15 protein-coding genes are annotated in these 15,536 nt (G+C 68.3%); 8 read left to right on the forward strand and 7 right to left on the reverse strand.

Annotated features, from left to right (window positions below; all coding sequences use genetic code 11):
* The 3 genes from PJB24_RS13035 to PJB24_RS13045 all read left to right on the forward strand — a co-directional run.
* On the forward strand, positions 1-589 hold a 589-nt coding region (locus PJB24_RS13035; protein ID WP_273846515.1), incomplete at its 5' end, for an SDR family NAD(P)-dependent oxidoreductase.
* Between the two features lie 51 nt (positions 590-640).
* A complete protein-coding gene (locus PJB24_RS13040; protein ID WP_273846517.1) occupies positions 641-1,876 on the forward strand; it encodes a glycosyltransferase 87 family protein in 1,236 nt (411 codons plus the stop codon).
* Positions 1,873-3,723, forward strand: a complete 1,851-nt coding sequence (locus PJB24_RS13045; protein WP_273846520.1) for a glycosyltransferase 87 family protein — start codon at positions 1,873-1,875, stop codon at positions 3,721-3,723. The genes PJB24_RS13040 and PJB24_RS13045 overlap by 4 nt, the downstream gene beginning before the upstream one ends.
* On the opposite strand, the gene PJB24_RS13050 is transcribed toward PJB24_RS13045, so the two are convergent.
* The 5 genes from PJB24_RS13050 to PJB24_RS13070 all read right to left on the reverse strand — a co-directional run bounded on the left by PJB24_RS13050 (position 3,720) and on the right by PJB24_RS13070 (position 10,226).
* Complete coding sequence (locus PJB24_RS13050; protein WP_273846521.1) at positions 3,720-5,018, reverse strand: replication-associated recombination protein A; 1,299 nt, start codon at positions 5,016-5,018, stop codon at positions 3,720-3,722. The two genes, PJB24_RS13045 and PJB24_RS13050, sit on opposite strands and share 4 nt — an antisense overlap.
* A 32-nt stretch (positions 5,019-5,050) precedes the next feature.
* Entirely contained in the window at positions 5,051-7,057 is a 2,007-nt protein-coding gene (locus PJB24_RS13055; protein WP_273846523.1) for a diguanylate cyclase, read from the reverse strand.
* A 114-nt stretch (positions 7,058-7,171) separates the two neighbouring features.
* Positions 7,172-8,551, reverse strand: coding sequence for an HD-GYP domain-containing protein (locus PJB24_RS13060; RefSeq protein ID WP_273846525.1), 1,380 nt, complete (start codon positions 8,549-8,551; stop codon positions 7,172-7,174).
* A gap of 139 nt (positions 8,552-8,690) precedes the next feature.
* The gene (locus PJB24_RS13065; RefSeq protein WP_273846527.1) at positions 8,691-9,881 is read right to left on the reverse strand and encodes an MFS transporter; all 1,191 of its coding nucleotides are present in this window, start codon (positions 9,879-9,881) and stop codon (positions 8,691-8,693) included.
* 93 nt (positions 9,882-9,974) lie between these two features.
* A complete protein-coding gene (locus PJB24_RS13070; protein WP_273846529.1) occupies positions 9,975-10,226 on the reverse strand; it encodes a hypothetical protein in 252 nt (83 codons plus the stop codon).
* 91 nt (positions 10,227-10,317) lie between these two features.
* Between PJB24_RS13070 and PJB24_RS13075 the strand changes: the two genes are divergently transcribed.
* Genes PJB24_RS13075 through PJB24_RS13085 form a run of 3 tightly spaced genes read left to right on the forward strand, consistent with a single transcriptional unit; the run spans position 10,318 to position 11,325 of the window.
* Positions 10,318-10,686 carry a metallopeptidase family protein gene (locus PJB24_RS13075; protein ID WP_273846531.1) on the forward strand — a complete coding sequence of 123 codons (369 nt, stop codon included), beginning with the start codon at positions 10,318-10,320 and terminating at the stop codon, positions 10,684-10,686.
* Positions 10,677-11,123: an SRPBCC family protein gene (locus PJB24_RS13080; RefSeq protein ID WP_273846533.1), complete on the forward strand. Its 447-nt coding sequence runs from the start codon at positions 10,677-10,679 to the stop codon at positions 11,121-11,123. The genes PJB24_RS13075 and PJB24_RS13080 overlap by 10 nt, the downstream gene beginning before the upstream one ends.
* Before the next feature lie 28 nt (positions 11,124-11,151).
* A complete protein-coding gene (locus PJB24_RS13085) occupies positions 11,152-11,325 on the forward strand; it encodes a twin-arginine translocase TatA/TatE family subunit (protein ID WP_273846535.1) in 174 nt (57 codons plus the stop codon).
* A gap of 6 nt (positions 11,326-11,331) precedes the next feature.
* On the opposite strand, the gene PJB24_RS13090 is transcribed toward PJB24_RS13085, so the two are convergent.
* Positions 11,332-11,931, reverse strand: coding sequence for a hypothetical protein (locus PJB24_RS13090; protein ID WP_273846537.1), 600 nt, complete (start codon positions 11,929-11,931; stop codon positions 11,332-11,334).
* On the reverse strand, positions 11,928-12,542 hold the full coding sequence (locus PJB24_RS13095; RefSeq protein WP_273846540.1) for a peroxiredoxin family protein: 615 nt from the start codon (positions 12,540-12,542) through the stop codon (positions 11,928-11,930). The genes PJB24_RS13090 and PJB24_RS13095 overlap by 4 nt, the downstream gene beginning before the upstream one ends.
* Positions 12,543-12,682: 140 nt before the next feature.
* On the opposite strand from PJB24_RS13095, the gene PJB24_RS13100 reads away from it, so the two are divergent.
* Positions 12,683-14,230 (forward strand): glycosyltransferase, encoded by a 1,548-nt coding sequence (locus PJB24_RS13100; RefSeq protein WP_273846543.1) that lies wholly within the window; start codon positions 12,683-12,685, stop codon positions 14,228-14,230.
* A 42-nt stretch (positions 14,231-14,272) separates the two neighbouring features.
* Positions 14,273-15,487 (forward strand): cation:proton antiporter, encoded by a 1,215-nt coding sequence (locus PJB24_RS13105; protein WP_273846638.1) that lies wholly within the window; start codon positions 14,273-14,275, stop codon positions 15,485-15,487.
* The last annotated feature ends 49 nt before the right edge of the window (positions 15,488-15,536 follow it).

Consider the following 15,536-nt stretch of genomic DNA (forward strand, 5'->3'; position numbering starts at 1 on the left):
GGCCCGGCGGGAGATAGAGGAGGGGGGAGGGCGGGCGTTCCCCGTTCTGGCGGACGCCACCGACCATGAGTCGGTCGCGCGGGCGTTCGGGCGCATCCGGTCGGAGCTCGGCGACCCGCAGGTGCTCGTGTACAATGCGGGGGCGTTCCAGCCCGGGGGCATCCTGGAGATAGAACCCGAGCGCTTCGACTACTGCTTCAGGGCCAACTGCGCCGGGGCGTTCTACTGTGCCCGCGAGGTGCTGCCCGCGATGGCAGGGGCGGGGCGCGGGACCATCATCCTCACCGGGGCCACGGCGTCGCTGCGCGGGTCGGCACGCTTCGCGGCGCTCGCGGTGGGCAAGTTCGGGCTTCGGGCGCTCGCGCAGTCGATGGCACGCGAGTTCGGGCCGCAGGGGGTGCACGTGGCGCACGTCGTCATAGACGGTCAGATCGACACGCCCCGCGTGCGCGCCATGCAGCCGGACCGCGAGACGCACACGATGCTCTCCCCCGGGGCCATCGCCGAGACCTACTGGCGGCTACACGTCCAGGATCCGACGGCCTGGACGCTCGAGCTCGACCTCAGGCCCGCCGTCGAGCGTTTCTAGCGGGCCCGCCGGCCCTTTACATCCGGCCTTCGGCCGGATATACCCACCTCTGTGCAGAGGCTCCCCGCAGAGAAGGCGCAGGAAGAGCGTGCGACCCCGCTTTCGGTCTTTGCCGGCCTGCTCGCGATCGGGGCGGGGCTCTACCTGCTTCTGATGAGTCTCTACCTGACGCTTCCCCCCGCCCAGGCAAAAGATTCCAACGACCTGAAGCTCTATCATGCCGTCGCCGGCGCCGTGCTGCGGGGGGAGATCCCCTACCGGGACTTCTTCATCGAGTACCCCCCGGGGAGCCTGCTGGCCTTCCTCCCGCCGGCTCCCTTTGCTGCGGACAGGACCACCTACTCGCTGTACTTCGCCTCCGAGATGGCGCTCGTGCTCGTGGCCTGCATGATGCTCACAGCCTTCTCCGCCCGCGCATCGGGACGCCGGGCGATGGCGGCTTCGCTGGTCTTCGCCCTCGGTGCGCTCGTCCTCTACCCCGTCTCGACGGCCCGCTACGACCCGGTCGTCGCGCTGACCCTCGCCGCGGCGGCGGCCTGCGCCGCCAGGGGACGCTCCCTGCCGGCCTTCGCCGCGCTGGGCTTCGGGACGGCGGCGAAGATCATCCCGGCGCTCGCGGCCTTCCCGCTCGCCGCTCTCGGTGGGGCCCGGCGCCTCCGGCGCGCCGGCCTCGGCTTCGGCGTCCTTTTGCTCGTCGTCGCGCTGTTCCTCGTGCCAGCCGGACTCCTGGGAGAGCAGGGGCTCGCCGCGAGCTTCGGGTATCAGGCGGGGCGCGGGCTGCAGCTCGAGAGCCTGGCGTCCTCGGTGCTGCTCGCGCTCGGCGCGGTGCGCTGGGTCGGCTTCTCGTACGGGGCTTTCGAGGTGCACGGCGGATGGGCGAACCTCGCCGCCTCGCTGAGCTTGCCGCTCACGGCCGCGCTGCTCTTGGTATGCCTCTTCCTCCTGTGGCGCCGCCATGGGCCCGGGGGGATGCCGCCCGCGCTTTTCCCCCGTTATGCCGCGGCGTTTATACTCGCGTTCATGCTCGGCTCGAAGGTCCTCTCGCCGCAGTACATGATCTGGCTTTTACCCCTCGTACCGCTCGGCGCGGAGGGGGCCTTCGGGGTTTTCCTCTCGGCCGTCTTTCTCGTGACCTGTTGCCTCACCACGGCTATATACCCCTTCCACTACCACCAGCTCGTGGTGGGACACGAACCCGAGGTGATGCTGCTGCTCGCGCGCAACGCGCTGCTCGTGATCCTGTGGTTCGCCCTGCTCCTCGCCCCGGCCGGGAAGAGGGCGGGATGAGAGGGGAGGCGCACCGCGGGAGGCTCCTCATGCTCGCGGTGTTCTTCGGGTGCCTGCTCCTGGCCGCCGGGTTCGCCGGCAGGCCCGAGATGAGCGCGCGACAGGCCGAGCAGAAGGCGTACTACGTGCCGGCCGTCCACGAGTACATAACCCGGCCGACGGTGCAGCCCAAAGCCGTCTACGACCCGGCGGACGGCGAGTGGAGGGTGGACCTCGTCGAGCAGACATCCGGCAAGACGGTCGCCCGGCTCCTCGTCTTGGATGCGACCGGACGGGTGATCAGAGTAGAGATCACGCCGGCGGCGCATCGCGTCTCGTACCCCACGCTCTCTCGTAGAGAGGCCATAAAGCTCGCCGCCGCGAATCCGAAGGTGCGCGCGGAGCTCTCACGCCATCCCTCCCACACCGCGCAGGCCAGCTACGAGGGCGGCCGCTGGAAGGTGAGCTTCTGGAGCACCTCGGGCGGGAAGAGCCGGGAGATCGCGGAGGTCGAGATCGACGACCGCACCTGGGCCCTGGAGCACGTCTACACCGGGGCGCAGGTCTTTTGGCAGATGGCCCGCGGGGAGAGCTGGGCCTACGGCGGGCCGGCGAACTACTGGTACGTGTGGGGGCCTCTCGCGCTGATCTTCGCGGTGGCCTTCCTGCGCAACGACCGGCTCTTCTCGCTCCGGACGCTCGACGTGGCGGCCCTGCTCGGTTTCCTCGTCTCCCACGCCTACTTCCGGCAGGGGATCGTACACCCGGCGGTCCTGCTCTGGTACCCGCCGCTCGTCTACCTCTTCCTGCGCACCCTGCTCATGGGCTTCGGGGTAGGGGAGAGAGTCGAGCAGACTTCCAATTTCCCCGCCCCGGTCCTCTTCGCGCTCGGGGTGGCAGCGAGCGGGTTTCTTCTCTGGCTCAACCTGAGCTCGCGGGTCCTCGACGTGGGATACGCCGGGGTCGCCGGGGCCGACCGCATCATGCACGGCGTCTCCCCCTACGGTCACATGCCGCCCGATGTGGCCAGCGGCGACACCTACGGTCCACTCAACTACCTGCTCTACGTGCCCTTCATCCAGCTTTTTGGCTACTCCGGGCACTGGGACTATCTCCCCGCCGCGCACGCGCTGACGGTCTTCGCCTACGTCGTCGGGGCGCTGGCGATGATGTTCTGCGGCTACCGCTTCGCGGGGGTGAAGGGGGCCGGGGCGCTCTTTCTCGCCTGGTCCTCCTACCCCTACACCCTCTACGCGACGAACAACGACACCAACGACGTGCTCGTCGCCGCCGCGTTCGCGGTCGGGCTCGCGCTGGTGAGCTCCCCGCTGGCCCGCGGGGCGGTGGTCGCCGCCGGCTTCGCTATAAAGCTCTTCCCGCTGATCCTCGGCCCCCTCTGGCTCTTCTACGAGCGCCGCCGGCTGAGGCCGGGCCCCCTGATCGACTTCGCCCTCGGAGGGCTCGCCGTCCTGGTCGGCTCGTTCTGGGTGCTCCTGCTGGGCGGGAACGGCCCGATCGAGGCCGCGAAGACCTTCTACGAGCGTACCTTCGCCTTCCAGAACGGGCGCGTGACCCCCTGGACGATCTTCACCCAGGTTCCGCTCCTGGAGCCCCTGAAGCTCCCGCTCACCCTCGCGTTGGGGCTGCTCGCTCTGCTGGTCGCCTGCTTGCCCCGCACCATGACCGTCCGGCGGCTCGCGGCCCTCTCCGCGGCGCTAGTGGTAGGCTTCCAGCTCGTATCGAGCTACTGGTTCTACGCCTACATAACCTGGTTCGAGCCGCTGGTCTTCCTGGCGTTGTTGCCGAAGACGAACTGGAAGAGCGCGCTCGATGCGTCTCCGGGGAGGCTCGCCGAGGACTCCGCCTAGGCCCGCCCCTCCTCACGCTCCTCGCGTTCCCGGCGCCACCTTTCGAGACGCTCCCCGATCTCTTTCTCCGCCCCCCGTCTCTTGGGTTCGTAGTAGACGGTTTCCGAGAGCTCTTCCGGGAGATACCGCTGGTTCATCCCCTCCCTGCCGCTCGCGTGCAGGTATTCGTAGCCCTCTCCGTAGCCCTCCTTCCGCATCAGGTCGGTCGGGGCGTTCCTCAGGTGCAGGGGTACCTCGGGTGTGATCCCGGAGCGCACGTCCTCGAGCGCCCGGCCGATCCCGGCGTAGGCGGCGTTGGACTTCGGGGCGGAGGCCAGGTAGGTGGTGGCCTGAGCAAGCGGGATTCTGCCCTCGGGCATCCCGACGAGGCGGACGGCGTCGGCGGCGGCCACCGCGAGCGGCAGAGCATGCGGGTCGGCGTTGCCGACGTCCTCGGAGGCCAGGATCACGAGCCGCCTGGCGATGAAGACCGGATCCTCTCCGGCCTCTATCATTCGGGCCAGGTAGTGGAGGGCGGCGTCCGGGTCGCCGCCGCGCACGCTCTTTATGAACGCGCTTATGACGTCGTAGTGCTCCTCGCGCCCGTAGCGCGGGGCCTGCCGTCCGAGCGCCCGTTCGATCTCCGCGATCCCCACCTCCTCACTTCCCGGGGCCGAGATCTCCAGGGCGTTCAGCATCCTGCGCGCGTCCCCACCCGAGAGGCGCAGCAGGTAGTCCCGCGCTTCGGCCGAGATCCCGACGCCCAGCTCCTTTAGCCCCCGCTCCAGCAACGTCTCAAGATCGCCGGCCTGAAGCGGCCGCAGGCGCAACACCCGCGACCGTGAAAGGAGCGGTGCGGTCACCTCGAAGGAGGGGTTCTCCGTCGTCGCCCCGATGAAGTCCACGAGTCCTTCCTCGAGCGCGGGCAGAAGTGCATCCTGCTGAGCCTTGTTGAAGCGGTGCACCTCGTCCACGAAGAGGAGCGTCCCCCTCCTCTCGTACTTGAGCCGCTCGCGCGCCCCCTCCAGCGCCGCCCGCAGGTCCTTCACCCCGCTCTCGACCGCGCTCAGGGGGACGAACTCCTCGGCGACCTCCCGGGATAGGACGCGGGCGAGGGTGGTCTTGCCGGTGCCGGGAGGCCCCCAGAGGATCACCGATCCGACCCTCCCACGCTCGAGAGCCTCGCGCAGAGGGCCGCCCTCGCCGGTTAGGTGACCCTGGCCGACCACCTCATCGAGCGTCTTCGGGCGCAGCCGCTCTGCGAGCGGGGCGCGGCGAGAAAGTTCCTCTTCGCCTCCAGAGTCGAAGAGATCCACGAGACGTGAGTATACCCTCTGCCGGCGAGGGCTCAGCCGCCGGTACCCGTCCGGCGGTCCGGGAACTCCTCGACCACCTGCCTCAGGGCTGAGGCCACCACGGGGTCGAACTGGGTTCCGGCGTTGCGCTCTATCTCTTCCAGGGCCTCGCGCGGGGAGATCCTGTACTGGTAGGGCCTGCCGCGGGTCATCGCCTCGAACGCGTCGGCGACGAAGACGATGCGGGCGGCGAGCGGAATCTCCTCGCCCTGCAGCCCGTCGGGGTACCCGCGCCCGTCGAGCCGCTCGTGGTGGTGGCGGACGGCCGGGATTACCGGCTCCATCCCGCCCGCCGCTTCCAGGATCCTCGCGCCCAGCACCGGATGGCTCTTTATTGTCTCGTACTCCTCGTCGGTCAGGGGGTCTTCCTTGAGCAGAATCTCGTCGGGTATACCTATCTTGCCGATGTCGTGCAGCAGGCCGCCGAGCGAGAACAGCTCGACCTCCTCGCGCTGCAGGCCCATGACCTCCGCCATCCGGCGCACGAGGCTGGAGACGACCCGCATGTGCGCACCGAGGTAGGGCATCCTGACCTCCGAGGCCTCGACGAGCGCCGCCGCGGTCCTGTCCGTCTGCTCTCCAGGGGCGAGGGCCACCTGCCAGGCCATCACCTGCTCGCCCTTGGTCTCTTCGGCGGTTGCAAGGGCGCGTTCGATAAGTTCATCAGCATCCTCCCCGCTGCGGCTCAGCACGTACCCGACGGAGGCCGAGAGCGGGGTGCGGGAGTCGGAGGTGAGCCTGACGGTCGCCTGCTGTATGGCCCGGGAGGCTTTGTTGGCCCGTGCCCGGCTGGAGCCACGGATGAGCACGGCGAATTCGTCGCCCCCGCAGCGGAATGCCTCCAGCTGCAGGTTCTCGAGGCTGCGGGCGATCTGTCTGAGCAGGAGGTCCCCGGCGGCCAGCCCGTGGGCCCGGTTGTAGCGACGCAGCCCGTTTATGTCCGCGGCCAGCAGCGTGATCTGGCGCTCTCCGGAGAGCTCGGAGCGGAGGGTCCGGTACAGTGATGAGTAGCCCGGCAGGCCGGTCACGGGGTCCCTGCCCCCCGGAGCCTGCACCCGGTTTCTCTCCAGTACCGGGGCCACCTGGGCGGCGAGCATCTCGAGCGCCCGTTCGTCCGCCGGACCGGGTTCCCTGCCCCCGACCACCAGGGCGCCGGACGGCTCCGCACCAGCGCTCGTGAACGGCGCGGCCACGAATCCCCTCATCCCGCAGACCTCTTCCTCGCTCCTGACCGTCTTCCTCTCCCGGCAGCTCCACAGGAGGAGCTTCTGGATCTCCGGGTGCCACCAGTTGGGGTAGGCTTCCCGCTTCTCAGCCGTGAAGGTGCGGTGGCTGGCACCGTCGAGCAGGGCGGCGTGCGCGTAGGGGGCTCCGGTGAGCGCGCTGGCAGTTTCGGCGGTCCACTGCAGCACGGCCTCCAGGCTGAGGTTGGCCAGCAGGGGGCCGAGCCGCATGACGAGCTCGAGCTCACGCTCCTCCTGATCGTGGCTCTCACGCAGGGCCTCGGCGAGCTCCCGCTCCCTCCGGGATGCCTCCTGCAGCTGCAGGCTCGTCGCGGCGGCGAGGCCGAAGGCGACCAGGATGGCGGCGGTCCTCACCCAGATCCCGGGACCACCCCCGCCCGTTATCAACGCGGCGGCGAGATACCCCGCCGCCAGCACCGGTCCAGAGAGCAGCACCCGTTCGGCCTGTTCGAAACGGGACAGACTCAACGCCGAGAGCGGGTAGAGAACGAAGAACCAGGAGGTGCCCCCTCCGGTGCCGGGGACGACCAGGCTCGCGCACAGCGCGTCCGCCGCGGCCCACAAAAGCGGCTCCCGGACGAGCAGCCCAGGCCTCCCGTAGATCCCCACGAGCCCGAACAGGAGGCCGAGCGCCGCGCCCAGGTAGGTCCACCACGGCGCCTCCGCAGGCCAGCCGGACCCGAGCAGGGCCAGCACCGCACACGCAAGCAGCACCCGGATCATACCGGGCGAACGCGTGTTGTTTCGCTCAGCCACACCGAACCGCCGACTTCATCAAGCCGCCCCCCTCCAGAAGGGCAACAATACCAACTGTTAAATTATCTTCTTCCCTCTTGCAAATGGCAAATGGCTCCTGCGGTTCCACCTGTATCACGCGCCGTGCCCGAGGCCTCTCAGCCGGGAGGTTTCCGGCGGTTCGGGGAATGTGAAGCGTGCTCCTGAGGCGTCTTTGTAGTCTTCGGCCTCAGTGTCGAGGATGCGCAGGAAGGCCCGCACCACCCCGGCGTCGAACTCTCTTCCAGCGCCGGCGACCAGGTATGCTCTCGCCTCCTCCGGGGGGACACCATTCCGACACGGGTTGTCCAGCACCAGCGCGGCGTAAGCCTGGGCTACGGATATGATCTTCGCCTCCACCGGTATCCAGCGGCCGCGCAACCCGTTTGGGTATCCCTGGCCGTCGGGGCGTTCGTGGTGCCAAAGAACCCAGCCGGTCATCTCCTCCAGGCCCGCCACCGGCGAGAGGATCTGCGCACCGCGCGCCGGGTGCTCGGCGAGAGCCCCCTGGGGGGCCGGTTCGAAATGCGTCGGCTGGAGCAGCAGTTCCTCCGGAAAGCTGGACATCCCGATGTCGTGTAGCAGGGCGGCGAGCCTCACCCGGGCGGCCCTGGACCCCTCCAGGCCCATCTCTCGCGCCAGATCACCGGCGTAGATCGCCGTCGCGGCGGCGTGGCGGTGGGAATAGTGGTCCCGGCGGCCGAGCTCCAGGATCATGGTCGCCGCGAACCACAGCCTCGCTCCGGAGAGGGTCTCCTCCAGCGTCTTCACCCGGCCCTGCAGGGCACGCAGGCGCTCGATCCTGGCCCGCGAGCGCGAGGCGATGGTCCTGCTCGCCACGGCGCCGGCGAGGGCGACACCGGCGGCGGCTGGTTCGTAGGCTGCGAAGACCGACATCGCCAGGGCGGAAGCCAGCGCGCCGGTCGCATGGGCCCCCAGATAGGGCTGGACCGACTCGCGCCACGACTCCAGGATCGGACGTCCCTCCCTCAACTTCAGGAAGAGCACCCCGGCCGCATCCCGGCTCGCTATCAGCACTGCTCCGGCGAGGAACGTGCCGTAGAAGATCTCCGGTGTCGGCTCGGGCCTGGCGTACAGCAGCGGGCGGTGGAAGGGGACGAAAGACATCCCGGCCAGATGCGCCGCTACCACGCAGGATGATGCCTCACACGCCGCCCGCCATCCGTCGCGGCGTGCCGTGAAAAAGGCCGCGGGGAGCGCGGCCGCGGCGGTCCAGGTGGGGCCCATCAGGGAGAGTGCGCATACGAGCACGACGTCCTGAGGACCGGTGCCTGATCTTTCTCCGCTCTCTCCGGAGATGAAGCGTCCCGCGGTGATGAGCAGAACGAAGACGGCCGCACCACCGATGAACCGCCCGTCGAGCGGGACGCCGTACCAGTAGATCCAGGAGACCACCAGCGTCACGGCGAAAACCGCGAGCGTCGAAAGGTAGGTTCTCAGGTGGTCCTGGCCCAATCTACGCCTCTCGTGGAAGGCCGGCGGGTGTCATGATCGCCAGTTCGTCCTCAATCCCCGGATGGGAACCCATGATACACGATCAAACCTGCGGTTGAAAACTTCACCTGTAGATTATCGTACACGCACCCCGGAAACTTTAGCCCCTCTTCGAGGGTGCGAAACGGAGCATCGCGATCGTGAAGGTGAGTGCGAGGGCGGTCGCGATGCCTGCGATCAGGTACGTGTGGGAAGGCCCCGTCGCGTCGGTCAGGAGCCCGCCGAGAGGATAAGCCACCGCTTCCCCGATACCGAAGCCCAGAAACCTCACCGAGAAGACCCTCCCGAGGAAATTCTCCGGGACGCTGGTCTGCAGTATGGTGTCGCAGGTTACGTTGTCCACCCCGTTCGAGATGCCGGCGAGCGTGATGGCCGCCAGCGCGAGCGTGAACAGCGGGGAGAGCCCGGCCCCGCAGAGGGCGACCGCGTATCCCAGGAGGGCCACGAGGTAGACCGGAAGCAGCCGCACCCGCTCAGCCACCGTCGCCATCAGCGCGCTGCCGGCCACCATGCCCACCCCGTAGAGGCTCATCAGCACGCCATATCCTTCGGTCCCGGCTCCGAAATGCCGGGCCAGGAAGATCTCTGCCGGGGTGACCAGGTCGGTCGTGAAGACGATGAGCGAGGCCCCGACGACCACCGCGAGCGGTACGCGCGAGAGCAGGAGATAACCGACCCCGGATCTGAACTCCTCGAAGAATCCCGAATCCTCCGCGTGCTCCGGGCGAGAGAACGGCACCAGCGCGAGGAAGATCGCAGAGATGAGAAATGAGACGGCATCGAGTGCAAAGGCCACGTCCAGCCCGGCTGTCGCGACCAAAAACCCACCGAGCGCGGGACCAACGGAGATCGAGGTGCTGAAGGTGCTGCTGATGATCGAGTTGGCGCGGGTCAGGTTGCCGCCGGCGACCACGCTGGGGAAGGCGGCCCGGATCGTCGGGTTGAAGAAGGTCTTGGCGAGCCCGATCAGAAAGACCAGCACATACAGGGTGAAGATGTCCCGCGTGAAGATGATCCCGAGGGTCAGCGCCGCCCGCGCGAGGTCGCTGCCGACCAGGATCGCCTTGCGGTCTAGCCGGTCGGCGAGGACGCCGACAAAGGGCCCGGCGAGCGTCGGCAGCAGGCGGGCCACCAGGATGCCGCCGACAGCCGACGCCCTCCCACCGAGCCCTGCAGCCAGGACGACCAGCGCAACCATGGAGATGGCGTCACCGAGGAAAGAGATTGCCTGTCCCACCCAGAGCCTGACGAAGCCCTGATTCCTGAAGAGAGATCCTCCCGAGCTCTCCACCGCCACCCCCGTTGGTGCATATGCCTTTCTAATGGAGCTTCCGTGAAGCATCAACATGTTACGCTGATCGTCTGTGGGAAGTAAAGCCCTCCATCAAGGAGTGGGGGAGCCACGATATCGCTCGTCGTGCTCACGTCGCTGGCGGTCCATCCTGCGGGCTGTCTCGAGCACATCCTCCGGCTTGAGGCTCCTTAGCGCGCCGGTCTCGAGCACCTGCTCGACGGAGTGCTCGGGGATCCTCATCCATTCCGCAGCGTGCTCCACCGGCAACGGCCTGCCCACAAGGCGGCAGAACAGCCACACGGCCCACCTTCCTGCGCCGAAACCCGCCAGGAACCGCACCAAGACGCGACCACCTCCGTGGTAACGAGACACTGACCTGCGGGAATTCTAGCCCAGGAGGGCCCGCCAGGCCCTTTGGGATAAAATAATCCAAATGAATCATGCGGGCGGCGCGGACGATTTCTACGAACTGGTCGAGAAGGCTCTCGAGAGCCTGCCCGCCGGGCTCTCCGGCATGCTCGAGAACGTCGCGATAGTCGTCGAGGACTGGCCGAACCTCTCCTCCCCGCTCTCCCAGGACTCGAATGATCTCTACGGTCTCTACGAGGGGGTGCCGCTCGACAGGCGTGGCGCAGGCTACTGGGCACAGCTCCCGGACAGGATCACGATCTTCCGCGGCCCGCTGGAGCGGGATTTCCCGCCGGAGAAGCTCGAGGAGCAGGTCCGCATTACCGTGATCCACGAGCTCGCCCACCACTTCGGTATAGATGATGGGCATCTGGAGGAGCTGGGATGGGCGTAAAACCAGCGGGGGGCTCGGTAAGGATCGAACGCCACCTCGCCGCACCCGCCACCTACGTCTCGCGCTACATCGGCGATTTCCGCAACGCCCGGGAGTGGATGGTCGGCGTGGAAGCGGTGGAGAGGCTAGACGGGGAGCACTACCGGCTGCACCTCGAGACCCCGGTTGGCAGGATGGAGCCAGAAGTGAGAGTGACCGAGCGCAGCGAAGGCCGCATCCGCTGGGTCTACACCTCGGTCGTCGAGGGCGGGGGAGAGGTGGTGGTGCGTCCCGACGGGGAGCGCGGTTGCGTGGTCTGCTACAGCGGACATTTCCGTCTAAGGCGCAACCTCCTCGACCGGGCGGCCCGTCTCGTCGGGGCCGAGAGGTTCGCCCGCAGGAACGGAGAGCGCTCGCTGGAGCGCCTCAAGGCGCTCATGGAGGCACGCGGACGGTGAAAGGTTGGCTGAAGGAGGATGCCGGTCGATGATTGGTCCATTCGAAGTTCTCGTCTTCGCTTTCGTGATCTTCGTGGTGCTGGGGCCGCGCAGGATCTCGCGGATGACCCGTTCCACGATCCGGGGCGCAGGTGACTTCCTGGACCAGATCGGCCGCCCCAAGGAGGGGGAGCTGGGCGAAGAGGAAGAGAGGAGGCCCTAGGGGGTCTCAGAGGAGGCCCAGACGTCCATCGTCTTCCAGGCTGGCGTTAGGCTCCGCACGCAACATCTCCTCTGATGGCTCTTCCCCCTCCGAGATCAGGCGTACCTCGCCCTCCTCGGGGGAGATCTCGTAGGTCCGGTAGGAGAGTTCGGGCCAGCGGAAGATGACGGCCACCGGGGGCGGCAGCCGCGTCCCGAGGCTGAGCCGCACCTCGGGCCTGCCGAAGGATTTGGCGATCGCATTGACCTCCCTTGCCGCCTCTGGTGAGCTGTTGAAGGCTCTGGCGGCTGCCTCGAGCCTCCTCTCCGGGTCCGTGAGCTCGGAGAGGAGGGACTCGAGCTCATGCAGCCGGGAGCGCAGGGTGGTGTTCTCCTCCTCGAGCCGGGCGAGCTTTCGCCGCAGGTCCCTCGTCTCCTCGTCCCGACGGCGGAAGAAGGGGCCGCGCCTCTCCCTGAGGGAGTGCAGCTCCCGTTCTATCGCGTCCCGTTCGGCCTTCGCCTCGTCGGCCTCGAGCCGCAGGGCGGCGAGCTCCTCGTAGAGGTTGCGCAGGTGCTCCTCCCGGGCTTCGAGGCGGGAGCGCAGCTCCTCCGGCTCCACGCCGGTCAATCCTCGTCTGCCGGGTCCGCACCGTCTGCGGGCTCCGGTTGCTCGCGGGCCGCGCGTCCGGCGCCGCCGGGAGCCTTCTCCTCCCCTTCCTTCCTGGCCTTCTTCTGGGGCTCTTCCTGTTCCTCCGGGGGTTTGGGGAGCCCCGTGATCTCGTGCACCCTCTCGAAGAGCTCCTCGGGGGAGGGGCGTTCTTCGAACCAGGCGTGCGCTATGCGGCGGTCCTTGCCCACGATGAAGGTCGCCGGCCGGGCGTAGTCCCCGTGCTCGCGGTCGCGCTCCAGAAGCCCCCACTCGGGGACCCACTCCCGGGTGTAGTCGTAGAGGACGTAGGATTTTATGCCGGTCTTGCGCCAGAACTCGCGCGCCTCGTCCGGCTCGGCCACGCCGATGCCGACGATGGTGCCGAGCGCGAGGTTTATGTCGTCCTCCTTCTTCGCCAGCGCCCGGAAGTATTCTGCGTCCTCCTCCGACCACGGGCGGTAGAAGGCGACCACCACCGGTCCCCGGACGGTGCGCAGGCTGAGGCGCAGTCTGCCTCCCTGTGCGCTCTGCAGGTTGAAGTCCGGGGCCTCCTCGCCGACCTTCGGGGTCGCTGCCTTCGTGCGTGCCACCTTCGAGATCCTCCTTGAGCCGTGTGGGCCGCTTCCGTGGCATCCATATTACAGCAGCTTCCGGTGCGGTCTCCCCCTGTGGTACCTTTCCGGGATGGAAAGCCCCTTCTCGCGGAGGTGACGGAGCCCTGAAGCTTCTCGTGACCCACGGCTACATGTTCTCCGGCTCGGGGAGCAACGTCTACGTGCAGAACCTCTGCCGGGCGCTGGTGCGCGGGGGACACGAGGTGCACCTGCTCTGTCAGGAGCCCGACCCCCTCTCCTACGACTTCGTGGACGCCCACGCCACCGCGGATGCGGATGGGACCGGGGTGCTCGGCGAACGGGAAACGCCGTACCCGGGACGTTGCGTGGTCTACAACCCCGCGATCGGAGACCTCCTGCCGGTCTACGTCTACGACGAATACCCCGGCTGGCGGGTGAAGACCTTCCTGGATCTCACGCGGGAAGAGCTCGACCTCTACCTCGAGGCGAATGCGGCCGCGCTCGAGACGGTCGCGCGCGAGAGCGGAGCTCCGGCCGCCGTCACCAACCACTCGGTCCCCGGCCCCCTCATAGCCCGCCGGGCGCTCGGGGGTCTCGGCGTACCCTACGTGAGCATCGTGCACGGCAGCTGCCTGCAGTACGTGGCGAGGAGGAGCCCCCTTTACATGGAGCTGGCCCGCGAGGGGGTCGCCGGGGCAAGGCGCATCCTCGCCCTCTCGCGGCACAGCGCCGGCACGATCGCGGAAGACTTCCCGCATCTCGCCGGGAGGACCATCTCCTTCCCGGGCGGGGTGGACACCGACCTCTTCCGCCCCGACGCGCTCGACCACGCGCTCCCCCGAGAGCTCCGCGGGGGGGCGGGGCGTGGCCCGGAGCAGGCCCGCGCGCTCCTCGAGCTGCAGGAGCGGGGCCCAGAGACCCCCGGCGAGCTCGCGGAGCGTCTGGGCTCCATCGCCGCCACCTACGACGCGCGCGCCCACGACCGGGACGCGGGTGAGAGGCTGGAGCGTCTTCTCGCGGCCGACGGACCGCTCGTCGTCTACGTTGGCAAGCTCATCCATTCCAAGGGGGTGCACGTCCTGCTCCAGGCTTTTGCCCGGGTCAGGCGAAGGACCGGAGCCCGGCTGCTCGTCGTCGGGTTCGGGACCTTCCGGGAGGCGCTGCAGGCGCTCACGCTCGCGCTCGGGACCGGAGATGGGCGCCTGCTCTCGCTCATCGCGCGCTCCGGGCGGCTCCTCGAGGGAGGCGTGGAGGCCCCTCTGGAGCACTTCGATCCGGGTTTGGGGCTGCTGCGCGAGGCGGAGGGGATGCACGAGGACGTCGAGTTCATCGGGCCGCTCTACCACGAAGACCTCGCGCGGCTGCTCCCGGCGGCGGAGGTGGCGGTGGTGCCCTCGATCTTCCCGGAGACCTTCGGGCTCGTCGCCGCCGAGGAGGCGGCGAGCGGGGTGGTGCCCTTCGTGGCGGACCACTCCGGCCTCTCCGAGGCCGCGGCGATCATCGGGGAGGGGCTTCCCTTCCCGCTCGCGGTGGGGATGGAGGATTTTGGAGAGAACCTGGCCCGCACCCTGATAAAGTATCTTGGGCTTCCGGAGGAGGAGCGCCGGCTGAGTCGTGAGGTGGTGCGGCGCAACTGCGTCGAGCATCTCGGATGGGAGAGGCTCGCGGAGCGGCTGGTCGCACTCGTCGGGGGAGAGGAGTAATCTCTGGAAGAGCTGCAGAGGATACTGCTCGATTTCGGCCTCATCCTCGGGGCCGGGCTCGTCTCGCAGCTCGTCGCCAGGATCGTGCGGCTGCCGGAGATGGTCGTCATGATCGCGGCCGGCGTTCTCATCGGGCCGGCGGTGCTCGGGGTCGCCTCCAACCCTTTGGGCGGGGTGGGGGCTCAGCTCCTGTTCAACGCCGGGGTCGCGATGATCCTGTTCCACGGCGGGGTCGGGGTCTCGCTCAAGGTCATCTCGCGCGTCGCGTTCGGGCTCGGGCTTCTGGTGTTGCCCGGCGTGATCGTGACCGCCTTCATCGTCGCGCTCGCGGTCGCGGGGGTCTTCGGGGTGGGTTTTGCGGTCGCGCTCATGGTCGGGGCGATCCTCTCGGCCACCGACCCGGCCATCCTGATCCCGCTCTTCGACCGGCTCAACGTCCGCCCCAAGATCTCGCAGACCCTGATCTCGGAGTCGGCCTTCAACGACCCCATAAGCACGGTTTTGGCGCTGGCGCTGGTGGGGACCGTGCAGTCCGGGAGCTTCACCCTCTCGGACACCTTCTTCGGGTTCGTCGAGGAGATGGTGATCGGGACCGCGATCGGGCTCTTCGCCGGGTTCTTGCTCGCCTACCTGGTCTCCACGACGACCCGCTGGGGGATCTGGGACGAGGCCCCCGGCGTGGCGATACTCGCGGTGGTGGCGCTCGCGTACTTCTCGAACGAGGCGGTGGGGGGATCCGGGTACCTGGCTGCGTTCGTGATGGGGCTCGTGGTCGGCAACATGGGCGATCTCAGGCTCGGCAGGAGGCTCGGGCTCGGGCAGGACGAGATCCACGCCCGCCGGCTGGAGAGCTTCGTGGCCCAGATCGCCGAGATCGCCACCCTCCTCATCTTCGTCACCCTCGGGATAAACCTGCCCTTCGACGCGCTCTCGAAGTATTTCCTCGGGGGGCTCGTGGTGATGGCTGTCTTCATCTTCGTAGCCCGGCCCGTCACGGTGCTCGTCTCCCTCTTGCCGGATCGCAGGGCCCGCTGGAGCCGGGACGAGCTCCTCTTTTTGTGCTGGTCGCGCGAGACCGGGGTCGTGCCGACGGCGGTGGCGAGCCTGCTGCTCGCCCAGGGAGTGAAGGGGGCGGATATCGCCGTCTCGATGGTAGCGCTCGCGGTCTTCGCCACGCTCTTGCTCCAGGCCACCACCGCTGCCCCGCTCGCCCGCCGGCTCGGTTTGATCGAGGGCACACCGGCGGATGCCGGATAGGACATCTGGGATACAATCGTTTCTACAGAGGCGGCGACCCGAGGAAACC

The sequence above is a fragment of the Rubrobacter calidifluminis genome (assembly GCF_028617075.1).
Taxonomy (GTDB): domain Bacteria; phylum Actinomycetota; class Rubrobacteria; order Rubrobacterales; family Rubrobacteraceae; genus Rubrobacter_E; species Rubrobacter_E calidifluminis.

Bases quoted from the DNA above. Each gene is read 5' to 3' on its own strand.
- PJB24_RS13085 (WP_273846535.1), top strand. From the start codon at position 11,152: ATGATTGGTCCATTCGAAGTTCTCGTCTTCGCTTTCGTGATCTTCGTG.
- PJB24_RS13075 (WP_273846531.1), top strand. From the start codon at position 10,318: ATGAATCATGCGGGCGGCGCGGACGATTTCTACGAACTGGTCGAGAAG.
- PJB24_RS13045 (WP_273846520.1), top strand. From the start codon at position 1,873: ATGAGAGGGGAGGCGCACCGCGGGAGGCTCCTCATGCTCGCGGTGTTC.
- PJB24_RS13080 (WP_273846533.1), top strand. From the start codon at position 10,677: ATGGGCGTAAAACCAGCGGGGGGCTCGGTAAGGATCGAACGCCACCTC.